The following is a 26502-nucleotide window of genomic DNA, read 5'->3' as shown; positions in this document are numbered from 1 at the left end:
GTTAAATTGAGCGGGTGAAATCCCGAAATTGCAGTTTGTAGGTCATCTCTGCGTTGTGATCAGTATTAGCAAAAGTGAATTGTGGCTGGTCTGTGATACTGCCGCCTGTAAACGTGAAAGTTTCGGTTTTGGCTTTGCCGTCGAGCTTGTACAACGTGCTCACCGAAGCATTGAGCAACGTCACTTCACCACTGCCTTGTAGCGTGGATAACCAGACATCATCGGCACTGCCCCTTAAAATATGAAATTCAAGCTCGGAAACTTTGGCATCGGTTCGTTTTGCCACACTGACCGAACCTCCAGAGCCGTTAAAACGGCTAGTATCGGGATTGGGGAAAGTAATTTGCACCGTAGTACCTGCAATAAAATCACTCAGGACTCGACCGCCAAGAATGACGGTTGTTGCATCCACATCATAGGAAATTTGCGCCATGTTTTACCCCTAGTAATTGAAATTAATGATAATATCCGCCCGATGAAATGCTCCGGCATTTTTCACCGCCTGTTGAATAGTGGGCGATTTGCGGTTTATGCGGTCCACCTGTGATTGCTCTGCGAGTAGATTGGCATAGGTGAAATAGCCTTTGCTCTCAATGGCACGCTTAAATTGCTCTTCATCGCCGAAGGTATCCGGTGATGTCCATTTTCCGGCAGCAAATACGCTGGCTCTCACAAATCTCGCTGCCACCTGATTGATGCAATCAACCAATAATTCCACCCCTTTTTCCGTTTGCGGTATTTTGGTGGCGGTAGATTTCATTAAATTAAAGGTATCAACCTGTACCTGATTGACATACGCTTTCAGGTTATAGACATTATCGACGAACTCGTTGGCATTTGAGCACATCACCACCGGACGGTCTTTGATCAGAGTGTAAATATCGATACCCACGGATGACGCACTGTCTACCTCGGTTTGGCTGTAGCTTTCTGGCTCACAGGCAAGCTCCTTTAAGTGAATCGTCATGGCACTATTTTCAGCACTGAAATCGACAACATGCACCCTTGCCATATAGGAAACCGCCAAGGCTTTTTGATTGCGCCTTGAAAAAAGCAGCCGAAAATATTCTTGTCCTTTCTTGCTCACTTGCCATGCCAAGCCTTTTGTCGTGAGATTGTCAGGATGTGAAACCACCTGATAGCCCAATATCTTGTTGGCTTGACTGTAGCTTGCCAGCTTTAAAATCTGGTCATTGGTCAGCTCATCAACAAAACAATACCCACAACCCGAAGATGCTGCCACCACATCGGCAATTGCCTCATCGGGTGATTGGGCGGGCAAAGTTTTAGACGGTGTCGCTTTAGTCAAGGTAGCGCTATCACCCAGTCCTAGCAGATTCCCAATGAACGTACCTGTTCCCCCCTCGCTGGCGTTAGCTAATCCTTTTCCTGATACCACCAAACGCTTGTCAAGGTATGCAAAGGCGGACTTTCCGTTGGTAGGCAGATTGTTGTTGTCGGGCTGATTTTCAGCAGACGGGTAGCCGTCTGGCAATGCCTGATTGAGGATATTAATCACATCATAGAACGTGACCGCATCACCAAAGTTCAGGTTTTCAAGCGTCAATTCACCGAGTGTTATACTGCCATCTTCAATTTGACGCAGCGTTTTAAGTAACGCGTTGCTGTCAATCTCTGAGCCTGTCAGTGTGTCAAATTCCACTGGGGGCAGCGTTAAATCAGTTTTGCGCCAATGTCCGATAATCAGACTGCCACCGGAGCCTATCGGATTAGGGGACGTGCCAAAAAAGGCAGTCGCCATCTGGTAGGTTTTCGAGGTAATGCCAAAATCGGCTTTCACGCCTGCGATATTTTTGTAGGTGGCATGAATCGTTTTACCGTCAAAAATCGCGCCCGTTTCAGATGTCATCATGATGACGTGGTTGATGTTGTCGTAATTTGCGCCTCGTTGCTCTTTGAGTAGCTGCACATTGACAACATTTTCAATATCGATGCCAAGATTATTGTTCATGTTGTAAACCTTTTTCGTTGGAAAGTTGGAAAGTAAGATGATTGATTGAGGGTGTTGAAACGTTGATATAATCCGCGACAGAGGCGTTAATCGAAAACATCACGCGCTCTCGATACTGGCTACCTGTCGCAAAGTGCAAATCACGCACACCCATTGGCGCAGATAAGCTAATCGTGTGCTTCCACTGTTGCTCAAAGCCTTTTTGCGTTCTAAGTAACCGCAAGAGAATTTGCGCCCGTTGCAAGGCTTGCTTGCCCCAAACATTCACGTCAAAAAGGATTTTCTCGTGCTGGCTGTATTCCATCACTTCAACGTTTCGGCGGTATGTTTCGCTAAAGCCTTTGACTTCACTGTTGCCAGATTGCTCAATACTGATAACAGGCGCATCAAAATCTTGATTCGCCAGATTTTCACGTCCGATAAATATTGTATTTTCAGCAACCTCTAGCGTGTCTCGAATCACCATTGCCAGCCGTTGGATCGGTGGCTGGTAGTTTTTGTGGTGTAAATTGGTATTTTGTATTGACATATAGCCCCTTTGGCGCTGTAATGTAATTACAGGTAGCGGAAACCCGCAGCTAACATCCCTGACAGGAGGAAATATGAGTGAAAAAGTAAAAGCCTTGCACGATGTCGAAATCGAAAAAATAAGAGCAGAAATTAGTAAACTAATGGCTGAAACGTCAAAAATAAACAAAGAAACTATTTGGTATCCAATCGCAGTTTCTGCCAGCTTAGTTGCTGCTGTGGCGGGTATTACCGCAATTATTATTAAATTTATTTAGAAGGATGCCCTTAACAGGGCATTTCATTATGCGAATCATCAAAAAATACACGCCACCAACCACAGAAGATTTAAAAAAACTCAAAAACAAGATGAGCTTTACGGGAAATCAAATGGCTGAATTGTGTGGGCTATCCGGTGCTAATCAGTGGCGTAAATACACGGGTGGCGAAAAACCAAGAACAATGAATCAACATATTTTATTTTTTGTTGCTGCTCAACTCGCTTTGAATGAAGATGAACTTAATAAAATATTGACTAAGATGCAGAGTTTAGGGGCGAGTCTTTCAAGAGACGACAAGTGATCTCACTATCCTTCACTTCCTCAAAGACATAGCGTACATAGCCATAGTCGCTATAGTCTTTGCGGTTAATCGATTTGAATGTTTTTCCTTTGTACTCCAAGTAAACACCGAGCAGATCCGCATATTGTGGCTGCACATGCACCGTGTAATACGTCAGTGACCAGTCCAGACTATCCTTGTTAATCGCTTCATCCGGCAAACTGCTGATTACGCCTTCAATCGATTTTCGTGTCACCGCAAAATCCGGCTTAAAATCTTTCGTAGTAATCACTTCCGTGATGAAGGTTAACGGTTGCGAAAATCGGCGTATGGTTCTTGCCATATTGGGCAGTCTCATTTTTTCACCACCTGATAGGTTATCGATTTTTTGAGTGCGCCTGTATCTTGTAGTAGTCTTGCTTCAATGACACCTTTCCTTTTCAACTGCGCTTTTGTGCTTTCAGAATGCAAAGGCCACGCCCCAAAACCTTGTGTATCAAATGCCTCAATTGACCAACCAACCGCCAGTTCGCCGATACAAGCCAGAAATTCCGTTGCGCTGATTTCACCGGAAATGAATAGACGGTATTTTTCTTTTACCGCTTTTTCAATGTTGACATCCTCCCCCACCTTCACACTTCGTGACTCAGGAGGGGGATTCCCGTTAGTCGGAGACTATCTGATCGCTCAGAAGCCTGGTTCCTGCTGCTGACGGCATTACTGCACCGTTCACTTCACAGGCTAACACGGCATGTCCTGCCGCTAAAATGTTACGAGCTCCGTTGATATCTGCGTTCTCTGTATACCCGCACTCAAGGCACTCGAATCTACTTTGTGATTGACGATTTTCTTTCGCTGTATGACCACAACATGCACACCGTTGACTTGTATATGCCGGAGGCACAGCTAATACCTGACCACCGCGCCATAGCTGCTTGTACTCAAGCTGACGGCGCATTTCATACCAACCCTGATCCAGTATCGAACGGTTAAGTCCTGATTTTGCCCTGACATTCCGTCCGTGCTGCTCTTGTGTACCTTTTGCCGATTTCGACATGTTACTGACCTTTAAGTCCTCAATGACGATCATCGCGTGGTTTTTGCTGATTTCACTGGTGACTTTGTGAAGGTAGTCTTTGCGGATATTGGTTATATGCGAGTGGAGACGTTGGATTTTTCGCTTCTGTTTTTTCCAGTTATTGCTGAATTTAACTTTACAGCTTAACTGACGCTGGAATTTCGCCAGCTTTTTTTGGTTGGTTTTAAAACTGTTTACAGGTTCAAACACTGTGCCGTCTGACAGCGTGGCGAGTCTGGTTACACCTGCATCCAAACCAATCATTGTTGCTGACGAATGAGGCTGAATGTCCATTTCCAGTTCGACCTGAAACGATATATACCAGTGTCCCGCATGTTGGCTAACGGTTGCGTTTTTAATCTTACCGTACAGCTTTTGCGACTGCCGGAACTTTACCCATACCAAACCTGACGGTAATCTCACTCTGCCATTATCGAGCTGACAATATTTATCAAAATTAACAAAACGAACTGAATCACGCCCGTCATTTTTCCTTTTAAATACAGGAGCTTTTGCTGCCAGTTTTTATCAAAGCAGCGTTTCCATGCCCCGTGCAGATCTTTGAGTTTCTGCTGAAGATTATCCGTGTAGGCTTCTTGCAAAAAGGAATGTTCCGGCTTTTTTTCCATTCTGTGAGCATCCGATTTAGTTCAAACGCTGACGGTAGTTTACCGCCGGATTCAATAATGCGTTGCGTCTCTGCTAGCCCGTAATTCCAGATAAAACGAGCGCATCCGCACAACTGCCGCAAACGTTGCGACTGTTTTTCGGTTGGTTCGAGTCTGAATTTGTAGGCTTTTAGAATTAGCATTATTACTCAGTGTGTAGTAAATTATCTCACTATCTTACCGTATATCCGGTTAATTTCAATGCAAAAATATAAAATCAACCGTTCAAGACATGCAGCGTTTCTTTTACATGTTCACCTTGTCTTTGTGACTAAGTACCGAAAGAAAGTACTCAGTGGCTTGCACTACAAAGCATTTCATCAGTATGCAGGTGAAGTGTGTCGCGACTTTGGGGCTGATTTAAAGGAAAGTAACGGAGAGTCCGATCACGTTCATATGCTGATCGAGTACCCGCCCACAGTGCAGTTGTCAGTACTAGTAAACTCGCTGAAAGCGGTAACGTCTCGTCGTCTGCGTAATGAGTTTCTAGACTTGCGTGGGGCTTACGGCAAGCCAGTGTTGTGGTCTCGATCATACTTTGCAGGTTCGTGCGGGGGAGCACCGCTGGAAGTTGTTAAGCAATACATTCAAAATCAGCGTGGCTGATCATTCTTCGGGCTTTTCAAGCCCGACCAAATTCCCCTCCCACCTTATGTCGGTGGGAGTACCCTTTGGAGGTTAAGATGGTGTTTGGGTTTATGGCGCTGATGGTTTTTGCCAGCAATGACCTGAGCACGCTGGTTAACCAGATGCATTAACAATATCAATTCTATTTTACTATTTTGAGGTAATTATGAACAATAAAAGAAATATTCATCGCGGCTTTGTGACGTTGGAGATTTTAGGTGGACTGGCGGTACTCGCGGTGATTATTGTCCTTGCAGTTGGCGCGGTATCCAAGATGTTTAACAAAAGCACGTTGAATGACGAAATTGCCAATGTGCAGTCATTAGCGACCCAAACGCGCGGGATGTTAAAAACCAAAGGGGAGTATGCCTTTACCAGTGGGGTTAAAATGACAGGAACATTGATTCAGTTTGGTGGCGTCCCTTCTGGGATGACGATAAACGGGGAGAAATCAAAAGGGGATGCCAAAATGACGAACGGCTGGGGCGGTGAGGTGATTGTTGCGCCTGAAAAGGTGCAAGGTTCACAGAACAATAAAGGATTCTCCATCACCTACAAGAATGTGCCACAAGAAGCGTGTAGCGTGATGGCAACAAAACTCAGTAGCAGCACACTGTTAAACGAGGTCTCTATCTCTGGCAGCAACAATGTTGGCGTGGTGACCGCAGAGAAAGCCGCCACCCAGTGCAAACCCGATAATGGCTCAAACGGCGTCAATACCCTCATTTTTAAATCGAATAATTAACGCAATCTTCCTCTTTTAAACTTTTTAACGCCTTTTAATGCAGAAGGGGTGGGGTTACTTTTTCTGCATTCAGGGAGTAGATATCGTGAAAATGATGACCTTTTGGCTTGCAATATGTTTAAGCAGGACGGCACAGGCATTTTGTTTTAATGAAGCAGGCGCGTTATATCAAATTGACCCAAAACTGCTCAAGGTGATTGCCCAGCAGGAAAGCAGTCTGTCTGCGAAAGCTGTCAATCACAATCGCGACAAGCAGGGACGTGTATTGAGCGTGGATTACGGGCTAATGCAGGTGAATTCGGTGCATATCCCAAAGCTTAAAAAGCTGGGCATCATCACAGACTATCAGGATTTGCTCAGCAAACCTTGTCTTAACGTGAAAATTGGCGCGTGGATACTGGCACAACATCTTCAACGATGTGGGGTTAACTGGAACTGTCTTGGCTCATACAATGCCGGCTTTCACCCACGAAGCCAACACAAACGTCTACGCTATGCCAAATTGATTTACCAAAGGTATGTTCAGCACTGAAAATTATGTATTTTTCTATTAATTCAGTTGCAAATCACCAATCCTATTTTCTCGAAGACCCATTGGTCGGTTGGTTTATATGTTATATTTGGAAGGGTATTACTAATACAAATATTTTTTTCTTCCTCATAGGTAAATCCGTCATTACAAGCAATAACATTTCCTGAAAGGAACAAACTTAAATAAGTTGCTAATGTCAACCTTTTCAAGGCGTCAACTCCGCGTGAATTCGTTTAATCAATTTTGATTTACTAAGGTATTTTCAGTGATGTCACTCCTTCTTTTAAGTATTTTACTGCAAGGCGCAGCCGTTGTCACCGCAAAACACTTTCTCGACAAATATCAGGAGCAACCCCTTTCAACCCTCGGTAATTTCCTTCCGGTGATAGGGGGTGTTTTTACGCTACTGTCTTTTATGTCTGCACTCGGTTGTCCCACTATAACGCATACCCTGTTTTCGTTAATATTTTACGCGTTTTTGGCCTTATTTTTCTATCTGGATGCGGCGAGTCGTTGTCTACCTCGCTGTTTCACGCTGGCGTTTGGGTTAATCGGCATCAGCTTTCGTTTTCTGTTATACCAAGAGACTGTATTACTCGCCCTACTGTCGGCGTTAAGTGTTTTTGGTATGCTGTGGGGACTGCGAACCCTTACTTTTCGTCAAGATGGCCACGCAAAGTTTGGCTTGGGTGATATCTACCTGATGGCGGGATTGGGGGTGTGGCTTTCCTTGACTATTGTCCTTTGGGTCATTATAGGCGCCGTCTTTTTGGCAGGGTTTGTTTTACTGGTTAGAAGATTAAGGTATCCAAAACGGTGGCAGCAGGATGACGACTTTCGCTACCTTCCCTTTGCTCCGTTTTTGTGTTCAGTGGTCGCGTTTTATGCGCTAAATAGCGATGTTACTTTAAATTACTGGTTCTTCCTGTAAAACTTGTGTTATAAGATTTTTATTATGTTTCTCAAAGCAGTAACAGATTAAATAATAATGAAAATAACCCACACGCCGATTAGTTATCCATCCTATTTAAATGAAGACAAAAACAAAACAGAAAAGGATGAGAATAATCCTGCTAACACCCCCTCATCTTATGAAGTAGCCCCAGAAAAATCCGATGAAGAAAGCAGAGGGAATACCGGGTTTCAGCCTGATTATTTATTGCATCAGCAGCGGCAAAAGAAAGAATACTCAGTACAGTCGATAATCAGAAAAAAAGAGTAAAACGGGGGCGGATGACGTTATCGTGGTAAGGGCATCGCCGGTAACCCCTTAAATCCGTTAAGCGGTTTTTCCAGTCTGGAAAATTTATATCCAACATTTGGTAATCCCGCGTTTGATTATGCTATAAAACAAGAAGCTTTCATGAAGGGAAGTTAAATGAAGAAGAAAATCATGCCCGCACTTTACTTAAAAGTCTAATTCATTAGCCATCATCGGTAACTCAGCTCAAATAGCACCGGTTTTGTCTTCTGCTGGTGCCGGCAGTTTGGTATTGACCAACCCTTCAGGCGTTTCGTTACTCAACCAATTTACTAATGCGATAAATACGCTTAACGCATCGGCTTCTCGTCTGTTATCAAGTGCAGCAGCTAACCTTGCGCCATTAAGTGCGGCAGCGGACACTGCCGCGATGGCGGTATCAAGAGGGTTTGTGGTAGCCTCTATTCTTTATCCACCTAAAGCGGGAGAAGGCAGTGATTTAGCACAAGGCAAAACCCTTGACCAGTTCCTTTCTCTTTCTATCCCTGCAAAAACAATTGGCCTTAACGATAAACAACAACTTCACCAGGCCACCACCACCGGTGAAATCGCCTTACCGGTAAGGGGTCGTCTTGTGATGTCCAATGATAAGGTTGAGGTGATGGCAGTGAGACCGCAGAATGCTACCCCGGTTAAAGTCATCTCAGCGGTAAAAGATGCTGCCAGCGGATTATATGTTCATTCTCTGCCAAAGACGAATGCCCAATCCGCAAGCATTCAGGTTGTGACCGCGCCCTCTATAACATCTTCACTGGAGGGGCAGCCACCTTTAGTATCTTCCTTACCTCGGACGCCCGTTTCTGTTCGCTCACCGTTTTCAGACGCCACCCAAATTTCTGCATCAGGCGCCATCCCTTTTCAGGATGCTATTTTAGTTTATCCAGAAGCAGCAAACATGGAGCCGGTGTATGTTATGTATGGCGCGCGCAGTCAAAACACTATCGAGCAGGCGCAAAAAGGGTTAGCAATTGCCAATCAGTCGCTAGATACGATTAACAGACAATATCAAACTGAACTTGCAGCACTAAACCGACTTAAAGCAACACCAGAAGGTAGGACGTTATCTAATCCCGCAAAATACCCATTAACCTATCAACAATCATCCCAACAGCTTTCAAAGACACAGCGAATAATTGCCATTAAAGATAAATCTCTCGTTGATATTTTGCTTGGAAAAGGAATAAGCGCCTACTCCACTGAGGTAATGAAAAGAGAAAACAGTAAAGCTTCATTTAACAACGTGCCGGCGATTGTTATTACCAAAGATGCTTATGAAAATCTCGGACGACGTTTATTGGATACTAATAAAAAAATAAGCCAACAGACAACAAGACTGCAAACGTTCACAACCTCCAGACAGCAGGCGCAAGCACGTATAACGGCTGCTGAAGCTAAACTTAAAAATGAGTTAAACCAACTTTTAACCGCGAATCAAGGCATAAAGTCCCCCAATAACCCGTATTATCCGCCGCCGGCCACACAATTACTGACCGATTATTTAGGTTTACAGGCAAGCCCTGCTAAAACCCCACTTGATGATGGCGTGAGTCAAAAACCCCGCTGGGCAAATACCACAGGGGATACGATTTATGAGTGGAACTCCCTTAACGGCAGCCTGGAAACCTATAAGCCGGGTCATTGGGAAACAGAAATAGGCAAGGGTGGCAAGGAGGCGCGGGTCTGGGTAGTAGAAAGCGTTATTAACCCCGCCACCGGACTGTATGGTATTACCTTACCTGATGAACAGGGCAACCAGGGAAGAACAATATTAATCAACCCCATTAACGCCCCAGGTACTCAAGGACTGGGACCATTACTGCACCCTGAAAAACAACAGGTGGTGATACTTAACACCGGTAACAACCAACCTGTCAAAAACCCTATTGTCAGGGTTTATCCTAACCTTATTCCGCCTGATGTCGAAACACTGGTCACCGTGCCTCCCCTTGAAAACGGTTATCAACCCCTTTATGTGATGTTTAATAACCCTCGCTACCTGCCTGGAGTGGTGACAGGTAACGGAAAGGCAATAACTGGAATTTGGTTAGATAAAGCAGGAGACGAACTTGGCGCGCCAATACCTAGCCAGATAGCTGATAAATTAAGAGGTAAAGAATTTGCCAGTTTCGATCAGTTCCGTAAGACTTTTTGGCAAGAGGTAGCTAAAGATCCGGAGTTGAGTGGGCAGTTTAAGGGAATAAACCAATCGGGTATGCGAGATGGACTTTCTCCATTCTCTCCTAAAAATGAACAAGTTGGAGGTAGAGAAAAATATGAAATACATCATATAAAACCAATAAAAGATGGTGGTGAAGTATATAATTTGGATAATTTAAGCGTTTTAACACCCAAAAGGCATATAAGCATTCATTCAAAAAAAGGATCGTAATTGTGAAATCAAAAAAATATTCTGATTATACAGAGAATGAATTTCTAAAATTGATAAAATCACTTTTTGATGGTGGTTTTAATAGTGAAGAGGAAAGAGATTCAATAGTTCATGAAATTATTAACGCAGCAGAACACCCAGATGGAACTGATATTCTCTTTTATCCAAAAGATGATAGTCCAGAAGGCATTTTAAACTGTATAAAAGAATGGCGCGCCAAAAATGGAAAACCAGGGTTCAAGCCTGAATAAAGACAATAGGATTAAAATCCTTCAACCCAGTTATAAACATAAAATATGTTTATTACGATTATTTTGTCTATCGAGAAGACTTGGCCAGAAGATAAAAAATTAACAAATGGAGTTTAATTATTTAATAATAAAAAAGACTTAATATCTTGCCTTGTTTAGAAAGGGTGAACCGCTGATAAATGGGGTCTTTAGCACAAGGCAAAACCCTTGACCAGTTCCTTTCTCTTTCTATTCCTGCAAAAACAATTGGCCTTAACGATAAACAACAACTTCACCAGGCCACCACCACCGGTGAAATCGCCTTACCGGTAAGGGGTCGTCTTGTGATGTCCAATGATAAGGTTGAGGTGATGGCAGTGAGACCGCAGAATGCTACCCCGGTTAAAGTCATCTCAGCGGTAAAAGATGCTGCCAGCGGATTATATGTTCATTCTCTGCCAAAGACGAATGCCCAATCCGCAAGCATTCAGGTTGTGACCGCGCCCTCTATAACATCTTCACTGGAGGGGCAGCCACCTTTAGTATCTTCCTTACCTCGGACGCCCGTTTCTGTTCGCTCACCGTTTTCAGACGCCACCCAAATTTCTGCATCAGGCGCCATCCCTTTTCAGGATGCTATTTTAGTTTATCCAGAAGCAGCAAACATGGAGCCGGTGTATGTTATGTATGGCGCGCGCAGTCAAAACACTATCGAGCAGGCGCAAAAAGGATTAGCAATTGCCAATCAGTCGCTCGCGACCCTTAACAGACAATATCAAACTGAACTTGCGGCGCTAAACAAACTTAAAGCAACACCAGAAGGTAGGACGTTATCTAATCCCGCAAAATACCCATTAACCTATCAACAATCATCCCAACAGCTTTCAAAGACACAGCGAATAATTGCCATTAAAGATAAATCTCTCGTTGATATTTTGCTTGGAAAAGGAATAAGCGCCTACTCCACTGAGGTAATGAAAAGAGAAAACAGTAAAGCTTCATTTAACAACGTGCCGGGGATTGTTATTACCAAAGATGCTTATGAAAATCTCGGACGACGTTTATTGGATACTAATAAAAAAATAAGCCAACAGACAACAAGACTGCAAACGTTCGCATCCTCCAGACAGCAGGCGCAAGCACGCATAAGGGCTGCTGAAGCTAAACTTAAAAATGAATTAAACCAACTTTTAACCACGAATCAAGGCATAAAGTCCCCCAATAACCCGTATTATCCGCCGCCGGCCACACAATTACTGACCGATTATTTAGGTTTACAGGCAAGCCCTGCTAAAACCCCACTTGATGATGGCGTGAGTCAAAAACCCCGCTGGGCAAATACCACAGGGGATACGATTTATGAGTGGAACTCCCTTAACGGCAGCCTGGAAACCTATAAGCCGGGTCATTGGGAAACAGAAATAGGCAAGGGTGGCAAGGAGGCGCGGGTCTGGGTAGTAGAAAGCGTTATTAACCCCGCCACCGGACTGTATGGTATTACCTTACCTGATGAACAGGGCAACCAGGGAAGAACAATATTAATCAGCCCCATTAACGCCCCAGGTACTCAAGGGTTAGGGCCATTACTGCACCCTGAAAAACAACAGGTGGTGATACTTAACACCGGTAACAACCAACCTGTCAAAAACCCTATTGTCAGGGTTTATCCTAATCTCATTCCGCCTGATGTCGAAACACCGGTCACCGTGCCTCCCCTTGAAAACGGTTATCAACCCCTTTATGTGATGTTTAGTAAAATAAGAGAGGGCGTTAAAGCTGCAGGACACGATTACCATCATCACCCTAAAACAGAAGAAATAACTGGCTTAGTTGGGCTTACAAGAAGAACGAACAAAACCCCTAGACAAAATAGCGGTGGAAAAAGGGAACGCTGGATAGATGCTAAAGGTAGAAGAATATATGAATGGGACTATCAACACGGTGAGCTAGAAGGTTACAGAGCCAGTGATGGGCAGCATATTGGTAGTTTTGATTATAAAACCGGAATGCAAACAAAACCCGCTGTACTTGGGCGAAACATCAAGAAATATCTATAAGGTGATATTATGGGATTAAAATTACAGTTATCATGGTTTGATAAATCCACTGAAGTATGTATTGGTGAAGAATATTCAATCGATTTAGGAGAAAATGGGACCGTTATTGAACTACTTGGGCTACCAATCAAAGGCACAATAAATAATGGTGCATTTGATATTGCAATGAATTGGATAAAAATTCTTCAACCATATTTCAACCATAAAATAAAATACGACTATTATGATTATTTTGTTTCTTTTGTGTATCGAGAAGACTGGCCAGATAATAATAAACAAACGTAGTTTTATTGTTTAATAATAATGCAGAAAGATTTAATATCTAGCCTTGTCTCGAAAGGAAAATCCGTTGATAAATCAGATCAACGTTTTCAAGTTGAATTGAGGGAATATTTATTTTATGCGTTATAATACAATGCCGTTTACCTCGGCTATTTGTTGGCTTTCTTTTTGGATAGGATCAATATTAATTGGCGCATCGTGGCTTTATGCCAGACTCCAGGAGAAAGCTTTTTTAGTGGGTTTATCTAAAGGATTCTTGAATGTCACTTCACCAGATAGTACGGTGGTTTCATTGTTATGAACTCATATAAAAAATTAAAAAAAACTCTATTTATGATATTTTATTGTATTTACATTTATATTGTTGAGTTGTTAATGATAAGCATGAAATACTGATAATGATTATTATTTATTTCCGAAGGATCAATTATGAAATCATTATTCAAAGTACTTATTATATTAGCATTGCCTGGATTCAGCTCTCCTTCCTTAGCTATTGATAATGACAATGATAAATATATACCCGCTTCAAAAATAGATTTTTTTACAGATAAAATTAATGGAAAAACAAGAGTGTGTTGGAACCATCCGAACAAAAATGCTTATTGTATAAATGAAACAAGTGAAGGATTAATTACTGTTCCTTACAAGGATACACACTAACTCAATTCCAACTAAATACACCTCTTCTTAAGATGAAGAGCGGATAGTTTGCGGTAAAGTACAGGGAACTACGTTAAGGCATTCTATGCTCTTTCATGTAGCTAAACAACGCTCTTCTTGGGTCTGCCTGCAAAAGGGAAAATATCCTACCCCAAGGCTATTTTTAAACAGCAGTTGTTTGCTGTTTTACCTATTGTGCTCTGGGTCATTATAGGTGCTGTCTTTTTGGCGGGGTTTGTTTTACTGGTAAGAAGATTAGGGTATCCAAAACGGTGGCAACAGGATGACGACTTTCGCTGCCTTCCGTTTGCCCCGTTTTTGTGTTCAGGCGCAGCATTAATACCCTTGCAGCGGTTCTTTATTTTTTTGTAGAGAACTTCCATGGATTGAGTATATCAACCTTTGTAGCGGAAAAGTCGCATACATTTCTAGTTACTACCGTTAAGTCATGCACGAGTGCAGTTGCTGCAATAATCGAATCTCTATCAGAACGGGGATCAGGAATGTGGAGTTTTGCGCAGCGTTGAGCGACGGCGGTATCCATTGGAATGATTCGTTCTAAAAATGTAGGTAAGACATGCAAATTAAGCCAAGAACGAAGTATTGCTCCTTGTGTAGGATCTTTGCGCTCCACCAATAAGATCCCCGTTTCCAATTCTAAGATTGTAATGACTGACAAAAACATTCTTGAAGCAGAAACACTCTTTGCCCAAGCAATAACCTTTTTATCAGCTCTATTTGATTTTGCTTTTCTGAGCTCAGAAATAACATTAGTATCAAGAAGGTACATTAAGAAAAGTCCGTTGAATGATATAAGTTTGTATTTAATCGTGGTGATTCAAATTCAATTTCTGAGGCTTCTGGCATAGCCAGTAAATCTACAATACTTTCCTTTTTATCTGTTATTTTTTTATATTCCTCTACAGATAATAAAACGTGTGCTGTATGTCCTCTGTCTGTAATAAAAACAGGTCCAGATAAAGCCGCTCGTTTTGCTTTACTTACATCTTGATTAAATTCTCGACTAGAAATAGTTGTAATAGTCATGGGGAATTCCTCTTTATAATATCTTATTTATACCTACATTACTACATTTTGCTTAAAAATGCAAAAATAACCCTTTTGGCCCCAAAATCGCGTGAACTTGAATAACGGTCAATTGTTAACAAAATGTTATATTCAAAAATTGTATTTTTCCGATGAGAAAACGTGTCTTTTTAAGCCTTTCGCGGTAATTTTTGCCTGAAAGCTAAAATCCAAGTGCCGATAACCACCATTATGTTAAATAGCATCCTATTTTAGCAAATTAAGTGTTGCCGCCTTCCTACCTCCTTTAAGTCCACTTTAAAAAACGATTCGTTATAATTACGAGGAACACCTATGTCAAAAATACATCAAAACAGAATAAAAGAAATCGACCGAGGATTTATCGCGTTGGAAGTTCTCGGCGTCCTGGTGATTATGGCCTTGCTCGCGTTGTGGGGTGCTGAAAAATACAGCGAATTTCTGGAAGAACAGGAGTGGATAGTTTCCGCTCGCCATTTCAGCGAGTTTAATGAAGCTGCGAAGCACTATATCGCTGACCATTATGATGAACTGTTAACACAACCAAAATCTACGCTTAATAATGCCCTGCTCATTAAAAAAGGATATCTCCAGAAAGGTTTTTCCGACAAAAACCCCTTTGGTCAACAATACGTCACTGGGATTGTCAGAAACAACCAGAAAAGACCTCCCGCCTTGCAGGCATTAACCTGTAGTGTTAATGGTGAAAATCTAACCGAAAAAGGGATGCGCCGTATCGCCGCTCAAATTAACGGTATGGGTGGGTTTGTGGATGAAAGAAACCTCGCCATCGGGGCTTACGGTGGCTGGATAAGCCAGCCAAAGGATTTTGGCCTTGATTGTCGATTTGGACATATTGCCATAGCCCTATCGTCAGAAATATTGGGTAGCGTGTTGCAGGAAAGCGACCGGCTGTATCGTTTTCAGGTAAAGCACAAGCCTGAGTTAAACCGTATGCACACCCATATCGATATGGGTGGTAACAATCTTAATAATGCCAATGCTGTTAATGCCAAAGAAGGGGTTTTTAGTAAAACCGTCACCGCAAACGGGGATATAAAAAGTCAGGGTGGCTGGCTGGTCACGCAGGATAATAAAGGTTGGATAAATACCAAACATGGGGGCGGATTTTATATGACGGATAAAGAGTGGATACGCGCTGTCAACAACAAAAGTATTTATACTGGAGGACAGTTAAAAGGCGGTACGGTTCGCGCAGAGGGCCGCTTATCAACCGGAGATTTTTTACAGCTCGAGAAAGTCGTCGTTGAAGGTTCGTCCTGTCCAACCAGTGGATTAGTGAGTCGGGATGCTAAAGGGGCAGTTCTTTCCTGTCAAACCGGCAGGTGGACCAAAACGACTGGACTGGGTCCTGTTTCCTATCATAAAACCAATTCAGGTGCTAAAAATATTGGCTCACACGAGTTCTGTGCGATTGCTGGATTTAACTTGCCGGGGCAATATTTTAGCAATGTCGCCTGTCATGTGAAACCAGATGAGCATAAAAACTGGATTTTATCGGGTAGCCCGCCGAGTTTTGTGCACTTCCAATGTGAAGCAATTTGCATTAATTAAAAAATTCTACGCATCCTGATTCACCCATATCAATTTATCAACGGGGAAATTAAGTTCTCTGGCAAGATTTAGCAAAGACTCCGTTTCCGCCGTCTCGAGCCTGGGTGTGCGTGAAAGCAGCCATAAATAGTTTCGACTTGGTCCTGCCACCAAGGCATAACGATATTCTGGATGGAGCGCTATCACATGGTAGCCACCATAGAACGGCCAGAAGAAAGAAACTTTCAGTGACCCCTTTTTCGGGGAACCTATAAATTTTGCTTTACCTATACTTTTTCGCCATTGATGCAGCTCGGGCAAAAATCCCCGATTAATGACTTTCACGCTCCCGTCGGGATTAAGCATGTAATTGGCGGTAACCCGTTCTAAGCCACGCTCAAAACGATTGTCTAGTCGGGCAATTTCGTACCAGAGCCCGAGATATTGATTCAAATCAAAATTTTCTACAGCTTTTACACCCTTTGGCGCCGACACGCTACAAGACAGAGATAGCAAAGAAGATATTAGTAAATAGAGATTTCTCAATATTTTCATGTCTCGTCATCCTTATAAGCATTTTGCATCAAATACGCAATCAGCGTAATTCAAACAAACCAAATAGGAAAGTTGTTATGAAAAAAACCTTTTTATCGGCTGCATGGCTATTACTTGCAGCCAGTTACCCCCTTTCTGCCCAGGAAAAAATTGATTCTGATGACCCGTGTACCGTTGTGTTGTGTATGTACGGAAAATTACAAGGTAACAATCAAAGTGAATGCAATGGCGCTGTGCGTAAATTTTTTTCACTTAAAAAATTTGGTCGGCATGGTTTTCGTCCATGGAAAACTTTTGTTAAACGGCGAGATTTTCTTGGCGGATGTCCAACAGCAGATCCGGCTGTTGTCAGCGACATCATGAAACAATTTGGCAAAATGAGAGGTTGAAAAATGAATGGAAAATTCAGTAAATCCGATAAAGAACGCTTTAATACCCGGATTGGCAGGGAAGTTATCCTATGGGACTATTTGAAAACAGATAAAGTGATAGCAGATATTGGCGCAGAAATTACAGTAAAAGATCCTGATTTGTACGACCGCATCAGTAATTATGTACTTTTGCATGGAGAGGATTTGCAAGGCATGTTCAAAGATGAGAAGTACCTGTATATGTCCTGCTTTATTCGTGATGTGCGCGCTTTCAGAAATGAATTTGAGTTAGAAGAACGCCTAAAGCCTCTCTTTAGTCTCGGCAAAGGAGATGCTGATGAATTTGTGATTAGCTTTCCATCGAAATTGAATCCAGCCTAACTATGATAAGGATGATTGAAATGCTACTACATCTTTCGCCACGGTATTACTTACGCTACAGTGATGTGCAACTTGATTTGATTGATGTATCTGTACCCGAATTAAACCTCACATTAAAGGGTGGCGTTGATATTGTTGCCCGTACACCCTACCCAAATAAATGTTATCAAATTGCTTGCCGGAAAAAAGGGCGTAAGGCTATTAACGGTATTTTTATTGAAACCGATAAAAAACTAACCAATTTCACCCAAATAACCCGATGGGCGGTTAACGGAGAAATTGCTACCCACAAAATACACTTTCATATTCTTGACTCAGATTTTGATGCTATCACTTCTGAAATCATGATGTGGAATGCATTTTATGACACCCCGTTTTTATCACGAAAAAGCGAAATCCATGAAAACTGGCTACCTGCAACTAATCAACCGCGCATGTTGCCGATTCTTGAAAATAAGAAAGAAAGTCAACGAGAACAACAGCGGCTAATTTATAATTTGGTTAGTGATGACGGTTTTATCAATGAAAGAACTGAATTCTTTCCAATACCCACAATTGAATCTCAACGCATTACAGTACCTTTTTAAGGGAATCAACGATTCCCTTCTCCTGATGATGCGTTCATCGCAAATGTTGCGCCTTATGAATATACGCTGAAACCCACGAGCACCGCGATATCCGAGATAGAAGCTCTGCCTGTAGCGTTGATGAAAAATCAATTAAAAAACAAAAACGATAATGTTAATCATGTTCTTAATGAAATTAATCAACGAGCACCTTATTTCTTCACCAACACCAATGATTTGCTCAATAAAGCTAGGTTATTTTCAACCACGTATTTAACGAGCAATGAAAATGATTTGCGCTTTATTGACGACGAACTGACACAAAGATTTTTCTCCCTTGATTTTATCGAAAATGAAAATCAAGAAATCCAACAAACCAAATAAGAGAGAAAAAAATGAACCTATATATAGCAGAAAAGCCCGCTGTGGCGAAGGATATTGCCAAAGCGCTAGGGGGCAATTTCCAGAAAAAAGACGGCTATCTTGAGTCCGCCGATAATGTTGTGACTTGGTGCTATGGGCATTTGCTTAAATCCATTGAGCCAGAAGCGTATAATTCCACTTATGCGCAGTGGAAAGCCGAAGATTTACCCTTGCAGCTTTACCCGCTGCGCTATGAGCCGATAGCCGGCAAGGAAGGGCATACCCAAACGGTGATTAACCTCATCAAAAGGGCAGATGTGATTGTCCACGCAGGCGATCCAGACGATGAGGGGCAATTGCTGGTCGAAGAGTTACTTGAGTACGCTGGGAATCAAAAACCCGTTAAACGTTTGCTGATTAACGATAACACCGACGCTGCCGTTAAAAAGGCGCTAGCCCAACTGAAAGACAATCACCAGTTTAAAGGGGTTTACCGCAAAGCTTTAGCCCGCGCTGCGGGCGATTTGATTTACGGCTTGAGCATGACGCGCGCCTATACCATCGAGGGACGCAAAAACGGATATCGGGGTGTCTTGTCGGTAGGACGGGTACAAACGCCCATTTTAGGGCTGATAGTGCGCCGCTACCTCGCCAATCAGTCGCACACGCCAAGCTTTTACTACTCACTGGTTGGTGATTTTCTGGTGAACGGTCAACAATTTTCAGCCAACTGGAAGGTCAACGAAAATGCGCCTCAGGACGACAAGAAGCGTCTTACCAGTAAACGTTATGCTGATGACCTCGCCGCAAGATTGCGCTGCAAGGATGCCGATATAAAGGCCGCTGGCGTACAGGAGAAAGAAACCTCGCCGCCACTTCCGTTCAATCTGGTGAGATTGCAGCAGACAATGAACCGTCAGCACAAAATGACAGCCGCAAAAACACTGGAAATCACCCAGCAGCTACGAGAGAAATACAAAGCCATCACCTATAACCGTTCTGATTGTTCCTATCTGTCTGATGAGCAGTTTAATGAAGCGCCACAGGTGCTTGAGGCGCTGCAAGGCATTAGCGATTTTAACGGACTTTCACTTGTCACGAGCCAGAAAAGCAAGGCGTTTGACAGTGGCAAGGTCACGGCACATACCGCGATTATCCCGACCGCCAATGTACTGGTATTAACCGCCCTCAGTGAGCATGAACGGCTGGTTTATCTGGCTATCGCGCAACATTATCTCGTGCAGTTCATGCACAACAAGCGTTATCTGGAAGCCTCAGTTGTCGTTGAGGTTGACGGTGAAACCTTTAGCGCACGCGCAACAAAAACGGTGGATGCCGGATTTAGCGCCTTTCTCAAAGGTGACGCGTCTGACGTCAGCGATGAGGTGATGCCGGACAGCGCATTTGAGGTGCTACAGGCATTACGCACGGGACAACGGGGTAATTGTGACGCCGTCACGGTGAATGAGAAGAAAACCACACCACCGCCATTATTCACCGAAGCCACACTACTGGCAGCGCTGGTGCGGGTAGCGGATTTTGTTGAAGATGAAAAAATCAAAAAACTGCTAAAAGACAAGGATAAAGACAAAAAGGATGAGCACGGCGGCATTGGAACACCAGCCACCCGTTCGGATATGCTGGAAAAACTGAAAAACCGTCAGTTCATCCGTGAAGAAAAAGGCAAACTGCTTCCCACAGAAACTGGCGTGGCCTTTTTCCGTGCACTACCAGAGTCAGCAACCTTGCCCGATATGACCGCACTCTGGTCAGCACAACAAAGCGATATCGAGCAGGGTAATCAAACCGTTGAGGAGTTTGTGAATACACTACTCGACAACCTGAGAAAACTGGTGATAACGGTTAATGTCAGCGAAATCAAAGGTGAAGTAAAACCCAACGGGGGACAGGTAGAAAGGTTAGCTACTCCGTGCTCCAATTGTGGTAAGTATATTGTGGTGCGTCCCAAACTTTTTGCCTGTACCGGCTGTGATTTTAAAATCTGGTCTACGGTAGCAGAAAAAAAGCTTACCACCAAACAGGTTGAAACCCTGATTCAGAAAGGAAAAACGGGCATAATTAAAGGTTTATTTCGATGCAAAATTGAAACTTGAAAAAAGCGGTAAGCTCGTTTTTGAATTTGAAAGTAACCGCTAATTTTTTTACTGCCGTTAAAAACGATGAGTTATGGATTTAAATCTACGTTAAATTTTTTGATTTAAAATCATAATTCATGTATTAATGAAAAATTGAATACAAATAATATATAAAGGGAACAAAATGAAAAACCTAAACTTAATAGCTGCATTATTAATTAGTTGTTTTAGTTTTACAGCTTTGGCTCATACATTAGATAATATCATGGTAATAGCGACAGAAAAAGCGAAAGGAAGTATTTCAGCAGGAGAAAAAAACTTTTATACAAAACAGTTTGAAATTGCATTATCAAACAGCGGAAATCCAATTGATTTAGCTCATACCTGTCTTAAAGCTTTTTCAATTGAAGGTAAAGAATTTAAACTAGACACTGTAGATGAAGACTTAGTTAAAGGTGAATTAAAATCTGGAAAGCTCCTTAAAGGCATGGTAGTTTTTTCGTCAAAAGACGGCGCCGTTCATAATGCAAATTTAATAAAGATATCTACCCATTGTAAATAAAAAAACAGGGTGCAAAGCGCCCTAAAAAGAAAAATCATCCACAAAACCACTTCTTATAATTCCTCCCCAAAAAGCGTGTTTTTTAAGGCTTATTATTTTAAGCTTCAATTTTGAAAAAATTGTTAAGCGTTAAAATAATAAGTGAGGCGCTGTAGTAAGGTTCAATTTCGAAGAAATTGTTAAGCTTACGTATCCAGCGCTTCACTGCAAACATTTTCACAGAGTGAAAATTGCTGCAGCCGGGGGGAGCCACAAGGGAAAACGTGCCCACACGTTTTAGCGCGACCTAGCGCGTACCGCAGTGGGGGGCAAAGCCCCGCACACCGTCGAGACTAAGTCGATATATCGACGTGGCACGACCACCCTCTTTGAAGCCAGTTTTCCGATTTTTCAAGCTTGCGAAGAAAAAGCGGTTTAAAACGGCGTCTCAAAGGGGGTGGTCGTGCGTAGCGCGCGACGGTGTGCCGTAGTTGATGTTGGGGGCTTTGATGTAGCGTCCAGCGGAATCATTGCCACCATGTGACAAGCAGAGCGGGCGTCCAGCCCAAACGAAATGGCACACGCTTTTGCCACTATAACAAGGATTTACGCTAAGTCGTCGACCACCGGTCGGCGGGTAAGTGGAAACTAGTGATAGGGGCATGAGCGCCAAAAGCGCTCAATTCTTTTTCTTTTTTGTGGAGTCAATTTATGGAGTCAGACCAAAGAGTCAATCCATGACTCGATAAGCTGACTCCAGTCATTGACCCCACTCATCATGTTTTTCAGACGGAAAATTTCTTATGCATTCTCATCTTCTCCAACGCCTAAACGGCTTTGCTGATGCCTTTGTTGTTTTTCTTTTGTTCTTGCAAAACAATCCCTTTCTGCTGGCGATTTTTGCCGGTCTCACACTTCCTTTTATTTTTCACTTGCCGCGCGAGGAAAGAAAAGAAGCCCCTTTTTGGTTAAAAGCCATTTCCTCAACTTCACTCTTTTTTTTAATCTTTGGCACGCTTTCCCCTTTAACCATCCAAGGCCTCAGTTTATTTTTTAAATCACTCAATCAAGATAGTGTATTTAGGTTTTCACTTTGGGGGTTAACATTTATGTTCACTGGCGCCGGCCTCATCTTTCATCTGATCATCCGGCGGCTCTTGGCGGGTGAAATTGATTCACTCAAACACAAAATTATCAAAAAAAGCCAACTAGAAAGAAATACCCGTACCGACGTCAGAGAAGTAAAAGAAATGTTACCGGTTAGTGTGTCTTACGATCCGCTCACTTTTATTGATTTGGAAAAAGGGATTTTCATCGGGTTAGATAAAAGCAATTGTCCTCAATATATCTCAATCAAGGAATTTCAATCACAGCACGCTGACATCATAGGAACCACAGGTTCCGGAAAAGGCGTGAGTGCATCAGTTTTAATTTATCAGGCGATTTTGTTAAATGAGGCTGTTTTTGTAGAAGATCCCAAAAATGACGAGTGGGCACCTCATGTTTTAAAAGCGGCCTGTGAAAAAGCGGGAAAACGCTTTGTATTGATTAATTTGAATGATTTAAGCCATCAACTTGATTTGCTCGCTGATATTTCGCATGAACAACTTGAAGAGTTATTCAACGCCGGCTTTAGTTTGGCAAAAAAAGGTGAGGGAGCAGACTTTTACCGTATTGCCGACCGACGGGCAGCAAGAAACACGGCGGGAATTCACAAACAGGGGATGACGTTGCAAGATCTGTTTAATAGTGATTTTGTCCGTTCCTTGCAAGAAGATGTGCCCGCTTTTTATGGTGAGCTTGAAGAAATCGCGCTGGTGAACTCAATTAATGCCAAAAAAGGGTTTTCTTTAAAAACAATTTTTGATGAAGGCGGATGTTGCTACATTATCGGCTCCATGCGCAATCAAAAAATTATCTCTGCGCAGCGAATGATTTTAACCCGCCTCATTCAGATTGCGGAAACTCGTGACAGAATAAATAGTAAACCCAGACCAGTCACCATATTTTTAGACGAACTGAAATATCACCTTTCCCGCCCTGCTTTGGAAGGACTTGGCGCCGCGCGGGATAAAGGTGTTCATATCATCATGGCGCATCAATCGATTAAAGATTTGTATGATTGCCCTGCTGATCTTGATGGTGAAGCCGTTGCAGGTTCGGTCATCGAAAACTGTAAATTCATGTTGGTTTACCGTCTGCGGGATCCGGATACCGCCGAGTGGGTAGCCAAAATGACAGGCTCAATTCTGGTTGACGATGAAATCCGAAAAGTCAAAACGGATATGACGTTAACAGAAAAAATTGATACCGATAGAACTATCCGTCAAGCAGAGCGATATTACATTGATTGCAATATGTTGCTTAATCTTCCCCCTTTCGTTGGTTTTGCCTTCACCCAAAACGACTTGGCGAAAGCAACAAAACTTTCACATATTCCAGCCAAGAAAACCCACATCAATGTGCTTTGTTATAACAATAACACGGAAAACCCCGACACCTCTCAGCCGAAACCTGTCATTAATTTATAAGGGACTTAAAATGCTTATTCACGACGTTGTAAAAAGAAAAGAAGCGACGGCCACCAAACTGTTTTTGCTGCTTAATTTTCTAAAAGAAGAAACGTATTCTGACTTTACCATTTTGAGGAAAGTATTAGGTTTTAGTCCTAACGCTCACAGCCCTTTGTACAAAGTATTAAATCGCGCTGTTAATGAAAGGCTATTAATCAAACACGAAATCCCAAACTTAAAGCGAAAACTGACGATTTGGGGGATCACCCTGCAAGGTTTAGTCAAAGTGGTTTCACCTGAAGATAAAACCTTTCCTCATTATTTTGAACCGTCAAAATTGAAATACTGGTCAATGGAGCATCGCTTACTGAATCAACGGGTGAGAGTGGCGCTGGAAGCAAAAGGCGGCAGTCAATGGCTTAACGGCGATCGCGGTGAATTTAACGCGCGCTATCGGGGGATAAAACATCGACCCGATGGGGTTATCACCTTGAGTAATGGCGCCATCATCGCCATTGAAACGGAGCGAACCATGAAAACTCGAGCCCGTTATATCAATATTATTAATAGCCATCTTGCCGCCAGTGATGCTAATCACTGGCATTATGCGATGTATGTACTGCCGGATGAAAAAAACAAACAGGCTATCCTCAAACTGTTCGAGGGGATCAAAACTGTCATTCGCCATAACGTGCCCGTTCCTTTTGATGCTAAAAACAGAGAGATGTTTTTATTTCGGACCATTGAAGAGCTGGAAAAAAACACGGGAAATCACCATGACTAAAAAGGGTTATCTTCTCATTCTCTTGCTCATTCCTTCTTTTGGTTTTGCTAATTTTTCTGGACGTGTTGTTAATGTTATTGATGGTGATACTATTTACGTCCTCATGGAAGGAAAACTGGTCAAAGTGCGCCTCATTGGTATTGATGCCCCAGAGTTAGGTCAACCCTTTGGAAGGCGTTCAAAACAAAACCTGCTTCACCTGAGCGCGAAAAAGCAGGCTGAAGTGATGACAGAAAAACAGGATAGGTTTGGACGTTGGTTGGGCACCTTAATCATTGCAGGCAAAAACATCAATGCCGAACAGGTTAAATCCGGCTTGGCGTGGGCATATCGGTGCCATGGACGGGCGACTGATTTCCGGTTTTTGGCTCTCGAGAAAAAGGCACGGCAAGCGAATATTGGGCTGTGGTCATCGAAAAGTCCCATCGAGCCATGGATGTGGCGCAAGCAGAAATCCGATAAAAAATCAGATTAAGGGGTTGTGGAAATAGGTTTGTTTAGTCTGGCCAGACGCTGTAGATTATCGTCAACATCCGCCTGGGTAACCTCGCCTGCCACCTGTCCGTCTTTGTCATAACGACTAGCACCCAACTGAATAAGGGCGCGATAATCGACGTGGTGTCCAATGCTATTTAAACAGGCTCTTAAGCGCTTTTTAGTGAGCGGTAACCCCTTCACCTTCACTTCCTGCCACATTGCTTGTTGAGTCCCGATTGTCATCGGTCTCAACTGATGTTCAGGAAACAGGGCTGGCCAAAAGAGGCTAATTTGGGAAATTGCTTCTGCTAACGGCAACCGTTTTTTAGGCGGTTTCGGTGGTTTTGGGATTTTAACCTTAACAACAGGTTGAGGCTTTTCAACTCGCTTTTGGGTCACTGCCTTAACAGGCTTTTGGGGTTTTGGTTTTTTCACCTGTTTTTTGGGCGCAGAATTCACCCAGATCTTTTTTTGGTAAACCGGTGAGGATTTGGGTGTCGTTTCTTCAGAAGCCCGTCTAGGGCGATTGAGGCTTAATTTCTGCCGTTCGGTCATTTTAGTCTTTAAACAGGTTTCTTAATTCAGCATCAGTGAGACCCGTTGATAGTTTGACTATGTCTCGCTCTACGCCCTTTTCAAGAAGTTGACGGGCAATCTTTAGAGAGGCCTGTTTTTCGCCTTCCTGAAGGCCTTTCTGGATGCCTTCTTGCATTCCTTCCAGCTTGCCTTTTTGAATACCCATTTGTTCAATTTGTTGAGCAATTGTCATAAGTGCTCCTTCGTGTTTTTCTGATTGTTTTGCTATTTCAGTGATAAATTCCATTGGTTTTTTTGCATTCCCTTCCTGAATGAGGTAGTTAAACAACGTTATCACCTGATTATCGGAGTAATAATTATACGATAATAATTTGACAATTTCACTCAAAAGCTCGGTCATATCCCGTCTGCGAATGTGCTTCTGGACTAACTCAAGCAAAGCCATTCGTTTGTGCTGCATAATTTCACCGTCATCAAGTGTGGTGACATCAACTAACTTAAATGGCTTGGTATAAATCTTTTCGGCAATATCCCGCCCGCTAAAGCAGTCGAACCAATCTGTACTATAGGGGTAAGGGCTTTTTTCGCCTGTGTAAAACAGGATAGGAAACACTAAGGGTAATTTTTTGTGGCCAGCCTCTAAATGTTTTTGCATCGCGCCCATACAATAACGCATCAGTCGCCATGCCATCAGCTTATCGGGGGATGATTGCGCTTCAATCAGGAGATAGAAATAACCTTTTCCTTTTGTGGTTTTGACAGAATACAAAATATCACTCTGATATTTTTTCATCTCACTATCGATAAATGAACCTGATTCCACTTTGAGACTATCTAAGTCACAAAGTGATTTAATCTCATCAGGTAACCATACATCAAAGAAATCTTTTGCCGTCTCTTTTTCACTTAAAAACTGCTTGAATAGACTGTCGTGGGGCGTTGGGGTGAATTTTTTACTCATGGGATTTATTCAATAAATAATAATTTAAACGCCTGGACGTTATTTCTCTAAAAAGTACCAGCTGATAGCTGGCCAACACCAGGGAAAATATTGCCGTTGATTAACGGACAACGCCATAATAATAACATGGCATACTTAAGTCGTTATCGAATATTTCCAAAATACT

34 protein-coding genes and 1 pseudogene are annotated in these 26502 nt (G+C 42.7%); 23 read left to right on the top strand and 12 right to left on the bottom strand.

Annotated elements, in window-relative coordinates; genetic code table 11:
• Position 1: 1 nt before the first annotated feature.
• From LDL57_RS17345 to LDL57_RS17335, 3 genes are read right to left on the bottom strand one after another with little or no spacing between them, the layout of a single operon-like run.
• Positions 2-433, bottom strand: coding sequence for a hypothetical protein (locus LDL57_RS17345; RefSeq protein WP_180558445.1), 432 nt, complete (start codon positions 431-433; stop codon positions 2-4).
• 9 nt (positions 434-442) lie between these two features.
• Complete coding sequence (locus LDL57_RS17340; RefSeq protein WP_225508026.1) at positions 443-1972, bottom strand: DUF3383 family protein; 1530 nt, start codon at positions 1970-1972, stop codon at positions 443-445.
• Positions 1962-2501, bottom strand: a complete 540-nt coding sequence (locus tag LDL57_RS17335) for a phage neck terminator protein (RefSeq protein ID WP_180558443.1) — start codon at positions 2499-2501, stop codon at positions 1962-1964. The genes LDL57_RS17340 and LDL57_RS17335 overlap by 11 nt, the downstream gene beginning before the upstream one ends.
• A gap of 73 nt (positions 2502-2574) precedes the next feature.
• Between LDL57_RS17335 and LDL57_RS17330 the strand changes: the two genes are divergently transcribed.
• Both LDL57_RS17330 and LDL57_RS17325 read left to right on the top strand, forming a co-directional pair.
• A complete protein-coding gene (locus LDL57_RS17330) occupies positions 2575-2757 on the top strand; it encodes a hypothetical protein (RefSeq protein ID WP_135678451.1) in 183 nt (60 codons plus the stop codon).
• 28 nt (positions 2758-2785) lie between these two features.
• Positions 2786-3061: an XRE family transcriptional regulator gene (locus LDL57_RS17325; RefSeq protein WP_135678450.1), complete on the top strand. Its 276-nt coding sequence runs from the start codon at positions 2786-2788 to the stop codon at positions 3059-3061.
• On the opposite strand, the gene LDL57_RS17320 is transcribed toward LDL57_RS17325, so the two are convergent.
• The 3 genes and pseudogenes from LDL57_RS17320 to LDL57_RS17310 form a co-directional block, all read right to left on the bottom strand.
• Positions 3015-3398, bottom strand: a complete 384-nt coding sequence (locus LDL57_RS17320) for a hypothetical protein (protein WP_225508024.1) — start codon at positions 3396-3398, stop codon at positions 3015-3017. The genes LDL57_RS17325 and LDL57_RS17320 overlap by 47 nt on opposite strands.
• Positions 3395-3670, bottom strand: a complete 276-nt coding sequence (locus LDL57_RS17315; protein ID WP_225508022.1) for a phage virion morphogenesis protein — start codon at positions 3668-3670, stop codon at positions 3395-3397. The genes LDL57_RS17320 and LDL57_RS17315 overlap by 4 nt, the downstream gene beginning before the upstream one ends.
• A 34-nt stretch (positions 3671-3704) precedes the next feature.
• Positions 3705-4929 (bottom strand): annotated as a pseudogene (locus LDL57_RS17310) (RNA-guided endonuclease InsQ/TnpB family protein).
• A 58-nt stretch (positions 4930-4987) separates the two neighbouring features.
• Between LDL57_RS17310 and tnpA the strand changes: the two are divergent.
• The 11 genes from tnpA to LDL57_RS17255 all read left to right on the top strand — a co-directional run bounded on the left by tnpA (position 4988) and on the right by LDL57_RS17255 (position 13572).
• Positions 4988-5392 (top strand): IS200/IS605 family transposase, encoded by a 405-nt coding sequence (gene tnpA, locus LDL57_RS17305; protein WP_225505529.1) that lies wholly within the window; start codon positions 4988-4990, stop codon positions 5390-5392.
• A 187-nt stretch (positions 5393-5579) separates the two neighbouring features.
• Positions 5580-6158 carry a type 4 pilus major pilin gene (locus LDL57_RS17300; RefSeq protein WP_225507731.1) on the top strand — a complete coding sequence of 193 codons (579 nt, stop codon included), beginning with the start codon at positions 5580-5582 and terminating at the stop codon, positions 6156-6158.
• A gap of 94 nt (positions 6159-6252) precedes the next feature.
• Positions 6253-6690, top strand: coding sequence for a lytic transglycosylase domain-containing protein (locus LDL57_RS17295; RefSeq protein WP_225507748.1), 438 nt, complete (start codon positions 6253-6255; stop codon positions 6688-6690).
• Positions 6691-6958: 268 nt separating this feature from the next.
• Positions 6959-7621: a prepilin peptidase gene (locus LDL57_RS17290; protein ID WP_225508020.1), complete on the top strand. Its 663-nt coding sequence runs from the start codon at positions 6959-6961 to the stop codon at positions 7619-7621.
• Between the two features lie 57 nt (positions 7622-7678).
• Complete coding sequence (locus LDL57_RS17285) at positions 7679-7912, top strand: hypothetical protein (protein WP_225508019.1); 234 nt, start codon at positions 7679-7681, stop codon at positions 7910-7912.
• Positions 7913-8153: 241 nt separating this feature from the next.
• Entirely contained in the window at positions 8154-10340 is a 2187-nt protein-coding gene (locus LDL57_RS17280) for a pyocin-S2/colicin E7-DNase domain-containing protein (RefSeq protein ID WP_225508017.1), read from the top strand.
• Between the two features lie 2 nt (positions 10341-10342).
• On the top strand, positions 10343-10591 hold the full coding sequence (locus LDL57_RS17275; RefSeq protein WP_225508014.1) for a bacteriocin immunity protein: 249 nt from the start codon (positions 10343-10345) through the stop codon (positions 10589-10591).
• A 179-nt stretch (positions 10592-10770) separates the two neighbouring features.
• Positions 10771-12627, top strand: coding sequence for a colicin E3/pyocin S6 family cytotoxin (locus LDL57_RS17270; RefSeq protein WP_225508013.1), 1857 nt, complete (start codon positions 10771-10773; stop codon positions 12625-12627).
• Between the two features lie 9 nt (positions 12628-12636).
• Positions 12637-12912 (top strand): colicin E3-like toxin immunity protein, encoded by a 276-nt coding sequence (locus LDL57_RS17265; RefSeq protein ID WP_225508011.1) that lies wholly within the window; start codon positions 12637-12639, stop codon positions 12910-12912.
• A 115-nt stretch (positions 12913-13027) separates the two neighbouring features.
• Positions 13028-13210, top strand: a complete 183-nt coding sequence (locus LDL57_RS17260) for a hypothetical protein (protein WP_225507716.1) — start codon at positions 13028-13030, stop codon at positions 13208-13210.
• A 128-nt stretch (positions 13211-13338) separates the two neighbouring features.
• Positions 13339-13572, top strand: a complete 234-nt coding sequence (locus tag LDL57_RS17255; RefSeq protein WP_225507714.1) for a hypothetical protein — start codon at positions 13339-13341, stop codon at positions 13570-13572.
• A 208-nt stretch (positions 13573-13780) separates the two neighbouring features.
• Here LDL57_RS17255 and LDL57_RS17905 read toward each other — a convergent pair whose 3' ends face one another.
• The 3 genes from LDL57_RS17905 to LDL57_RS17245 are packed head-to-tail and all read right to left on the bottom strand — an operon-like array spanning position 13781 to position 14619.
• Positions 13781-13909, bottom strand: coding sequence for a hypothetical protein (locus LDL57_RS17905; RefSeq protein ID WP_255653938.1), 129 nt, complete (start codon positions 13907-13909; stop codon positions 13781-13783).
• 21 nt (positions 13910-13930) lie between these two features.
• Positions 13931-14362, bottom strand: a complete 432-nt coding sequence (locus tag LDL57_RS17250; RefSeq protein WP_225508009.1) for a type II toxin-antitoxin system VapC family toxin — start codon at positions 14360-14362, stop codon at positions 13931-13933.
• Positions 14362-14619, bottom strand: coding sequence for a type II toxin-antitoxin system Phd/YefM family antitoxin (locus tag LDL57_RS17245; protein WP_225508007.1), 258 nt, complete (start codon positions 14617-14619; stop codon positions 14362-14364). Before LDL57_RS17245 ends, LDL57_RS17250 begins: the two co-directional genes overlap by 1 nt.
• Positions 14620-14952: 333 nt before the next feature.
• Between LDL57_RS17245 and pilV the strand changes: the two genes are divergently transcribed.
• A complete protein-coding gene (gene pilV, locus LDL57_RS17240) occupies positions 14953-16212 on the top strand; it encodes a shufflon system plasmid conjugative transfer pilus tip adhesin PilV (RefSeq protein WP_225507933.1) in 1260 nt (419 codons plus the stop codon).
• Between the two features lie 6 nt (positions 16213-16218).
• Here pilV and LDL57_RS17235 read toward each other — a convergent pair whose 3' ends face one another.
• Positions 16219-16746 (bottom strand): lipocalin family protein, encoded by a 528-nt coding sequence (locus LDL57_RS17235; RefSeq protein WP_180559725.1) that lies wholly within the window; start codon positions 16744-16746, stop codon positions 16219-16221.
• 77 nt (positions 16747-16823) lie between these two features.
• On the opposite strand from LDL57_RS17235, the gene LDL57_RS17230 reads away from it, so the two are divergent.
• From LDL57_RS17230 to LDL57_RS17190, 9 genes are all read left to right on the top strand, one after another.
• Complete coding sequence (locus LDL57_RS17230) at positions 16824-17135, top strand: TrbM/KikA/MpfK family conjugal transfer protein (protein ID WP_180559739.1); 312 nt, start codon at positions 16824-16826, stop codon at positions 17133-17135.
• Positions 17136-17138: 3 nt separating this feature from the next.
• On the top strand, positions 17139-17498 hold the full coding sequence (locus tag LDL57_RS17225; RefSeq protein WP_180559738.1) for a hypothetical protein: 360 nt from the start codon (positions 17139-17141) through the stop codon (positions 17496-17498).
• Between the two features lie 20 nt (positions 17499-17518).
• Positions 17519-18085, top strand: coding sequence for a DUF6012 family protein (locus LDL57_RS17220; RefSeq protein ID WP_225508005.1), 567 nt, complete (start codon positions 17519-17521; stop codon positions 18083-18085).
• Positions 18086-18205: 120 nt separating this feature from the next.
• Positions 18206-18448 carry a hypothetical protein gene (locus LDL57_RS17215; protein WP_180559735.1) on the top strand — a complete coding sequence of 81 codons (243 nt, stop codon included), beginning with the start codon at positions 18206-18208 and terminating at the stop codon, positions 18446-18448.
• An 11-nt stretch (positions 18449-18459) separates the two neighbouring features.
• Entirely contained in the window at positions 18460-20541 is a 2082-nt protein-coding gene (locus LDL57_RS17210; protein ID WP_375141972.1) for a type IA DNA topoisomerase, read from the top strand.
• A gap of 166 nt (positions 20542-20707) precedes the next feature.
• Positions 20708-21085, top strand: coding sequence for a DUF4354 family protein (locus tag LDL57_RS17205; RefSeq protein WP_225508003.1), 378 nt, complete (start codon positions 20708-20710; stop codon positions 21083-21085).
• A 782-nt stretch (positions 21086-21867) separates the two neighbouring features.
• Entirely contained in the window at positions 21868-23595 is a 1728-nt protein-coding gene (locus tag LDL57_RS17200; RefSeq protein WP_225508001.1) for a type IV secretory system conjugative DNA transfer family protein, read from the top strand.
• Positions 23596-23605: 10 nt separating this feature from the next.
• Complete coding sequence (mobC, locus tag LDL57_RS17195) at positions 23606-24361, top strand: MobC family replication-relaxation protein (RefSeq protein ID WP_225507999.1); 756 nt, start codon at positions 23606-23608, stop codon at positions 24359-24361.
• On the top strand, positions 24354-24836 hold the full coding sequence (locus tag LDL57_RS17190) for a thermonuclease family protein (RefSeq protein ID WP_225507997.1): 483 nt from the start codon (positions 24354-24356) through the stop codon (positions 24834-24836). The genes mobC and LDL57_RS17190 overlap by 8 nt, the downstream gene beginning before the upstream one ends.
• Here the strand turns inward: LDL57_RS17190 and LDL57_RS17185 are convergent.
• Complete coding sequence (locus LDL57_RS17185) at positions 24833-25393, bottom strand: ProQ/FINO family protein (protein ID WP_225507995.1); 561 nt, start codon at positions 25391-25393, stop codon at positions 24833-24835. The two genes, LDL57_RS17190 and LDL57_RS17185, sit on opposite strands and share 4 nt — an antisense overlap.
• 1 nt (position 25394) lies before the next feature.
• Complete coding sequence (locus LDL57_RS17180; RefSeq protein WP_225507993.1) at positions 25395-26336, bottom strand: Rpn family recombination-promoting nuclease/putative transposase; 942 nt, start codon at positions 26334-26336, stop codon at positions 25395-25397.
• Between the last annotated feature and the right edge of the window lie 166 nt (positions 26337-26502).

The sequence above is a fragment of the Arsenophonus apicola genome, from assembly GCF_020268605.1.
GTDB lineage: Bacteria > Pseudomonadota > Gammaproteobacteria > Enterobacterales > Enterobacteriaceae > Arsenophonus > Arsenophonus apicola.
Note: the sequence above shows the minus strand (reverse complement) of the source record. Positions and strands in the feature narration are given on the sequence as shown.

Excerpts from the sequence above, each read along its gene's own strand:
- LDL57_RS17270 (WP_225508013.1), top strand. The coding sequence starts at position 10,771 with ATGGGGTCTTTAGCACAAGGCAAAACCCTTGACCAGTTCCTTTCTCTT.
- LDL57_RS17230 (WP_180559739.1), top strand. The coding sequence starts at position 16,824 with ATGAAAAAAACCTTTTTATCGGCTGCATGGCTATTACTTGCAGCCAGT.
- LDL57_RS17250 (WP_225508009.1), bottom strand. The coding sequence starts at position 14,362 with ATGTACCTTCTTGATACTAATGTTATTTCTGAGCTCAGAAAAGCAAAA.
- LDL57_RS17225 (WP_180559738.1), top strand. The coding sequence starts at position 17,139 with ATGAATGGAAAATTCAGTAAATCCGATAAAGAACGCTTTAATACCCGG.
- LDL57_RS17210 (WP_375141972.1), top strand. The coding sequence starts at position 18,460 with ATGAACCTATATATAGCAGAAAAGCCCGCTGTGGCGAAGGATATTGCC.
- LDL57_RS17215 (WP_180559735.1), top strand. The coding sequence starts at position 18,206 with ATGAAAAATCAATTAAAAAACAAAAACGATAATGTTAATCATGTTCTT.
- LDL57_RS17320 (WP_225508024.1), bottom strand. The coding sequence starts at position 3,398 with ATGAGACTGCCCAATATGGCAAGAACCATACGCCGATTTTCGCAACCG.
- LDL57_RS17245 (WP_225508007.1), bottom strand. The coding sequence starts at position 14,619 with ATGACTATTACAACTATTTCTAGTCGAGAATTTAATCAAGATGTAAGT.
- tnpA (WP_225505529.1), top strand. The coding sequence starts at position 4,988 with ATGCAAAAATATAAAATCAACCGTTCAAGACATGCAGCGTTTCTTTTA.
- LDL57_RS17200 (WP_225508001.1), top strand. The coding sequence starts at position 21,868 with ATGCATTCTCATCTTCTCCAACGCCTAAACGGCTTTGCTGATGCCTTT.
- LDL57_RS17345 (WP_180558445.1), bottom strand. The coding sequence starts at position 433 with ATGGCGCAAATTTCCTATGATGTGGATGCAACAACCGTCATTCTTGGC.
- LDL57_RS17335 (WP_180558443.1), bottom strand. The coding sequence starts at position 2,501 with ATGTCAATACAAAATACCAATTTACACCACAAAAACTACCAGCCACCG.
- mobC (WP_225507999.1), top strand. The coding sequence starts at position 23,606 with ATGCTTATTCACGACGTTGTAAAAAGAAAAGAAGCGACGGCCACCAAA.
- LDL57_RS17265 (WP_225508011.1), top strand. The coding sequence starts at position 12,637 with ATGGGATTAAAATTACAGTTATCATGGTTTGATAAATCCACTGAAGTA.
- LDL57_RS17295 (WP_225507748.1), top strand. The coding sequence starts at position 6,253 with ATGACCTTTTGGCTTGCAATATGTTTAAGCAGGACGGCACAGGCATTT.
- LDL57_RS17180 (WP_225507993.1), bottom strand. The coding sequence starts at position 26,336 with ATGAGTAAAAAATTCACCCCAACGCCCCACGACAGTCTATTCAAGCAG.
- LDL57_RS17340 (WP_225508026.1), bottom strand. The coding sequence starts at position 1,972 with ATGAACAATAATCTTGGCATCGATATTGAAAATGTTGTCAATGTGCAG.
- LDL57_RS17205 (WP_225508003.1), top strand. The coding sequence starts at position 20,708 with ATGAAAAACCTAAACTTAATAGCTGCATTATTAATTAGTTGTTTTAGT.
- pilV (WP_225507933.1), top strand. The coding sequence starts at position 14,953 with ATGTCAAAAATACATCAAAACAGAATAAAAGAAATCGACCGAGGATTT.
- LDL57_RS17905 (WP_255653938.1), bottom strand. The coding sequence starts at position 13,909 with ATGCTGCGCCTGAACACAAAAACGGGGCAAACGGAAGGCAGCGAAAGT.
- LDL57_RS17330 (WP_135678451.1), top strand. The coding sequence starts at position 2,575 with ATGAGTGAAAAAGTAAAAGCCTTGCACGATGTCGAAATCGAAAAAATA.
- LDL57_RS17300 (WP_225507731.1), top strand. The coding sequence starts at position 5,580 with ATGAACAATAAAAGAAATATTCATCGCGGCTTTGTGACGTTGGAGATT.
- LDL57_RS17255 (WP_225507714.1), top strand. The coding sequence starts at position 13,339 with ATGAAATCATTATTCAAAGTACTTATTATATTAGCATTGCCTGGATTC.
- LDL57_RS17220 (WP_225508005.1), top strand. The coding sequence starts at position 17,519 with ATGCTACTACATCTTTCGCCACGGTATTACTTACGCTACAGTGATGTG.
- LDL57_RS17185 (WP_225507995.1), bottom strand. The coding sequence starts at position 25,393 with ATGACCGAACGGCAGAAATTAAGCCTCAATCGCCCTAGACGGGCTTCT.
- LDL57_RS17260 (WP_225507716.1), top strand. The coding sequence starts at position 13,028 with ATGCGTTATAATACAATGCCGTTTACCTCGGCTATTTGTTGGCTTTCT.
- LDL57_RS17290 (WP_225508020.1), top strand. The coding sequence starts at position 6,959 with ATGTCACTCCTTCTTTTAAGTATTTTACTGCAAGGCGCAGCCGTTGTC.
- LDL57_RS17325 (WP_135678450.1), top strand. The coding sequence starts at position 2,786 with ATGCGAATCATCAAAAAATACACGCCACCAACCACAGAAGATTTAAAA.
- LDL57_RS17190 (WP_225507997.1), top strand. The coding sequence starts at position 24,354 with ATGACTAAAAAGGGTTATCTTCTCATTCTCTTGCTCATTCCTTCTTTT.
- LDL57_RS17285 (WP_225508019.1), top strand. The coding sequence starts at position 7,679 with ATGAAAATAACCCACACGCCGATTAGTTATCCATCCTATTTAAATGAA.
- LDL57_RS17235 (WP_180559725.1), bottom strand. The coding sequence starts at position 16,746 with ATGAAAATATTGAGAAATCTCTATTTACTAATATCTTCTTTGCTATCT.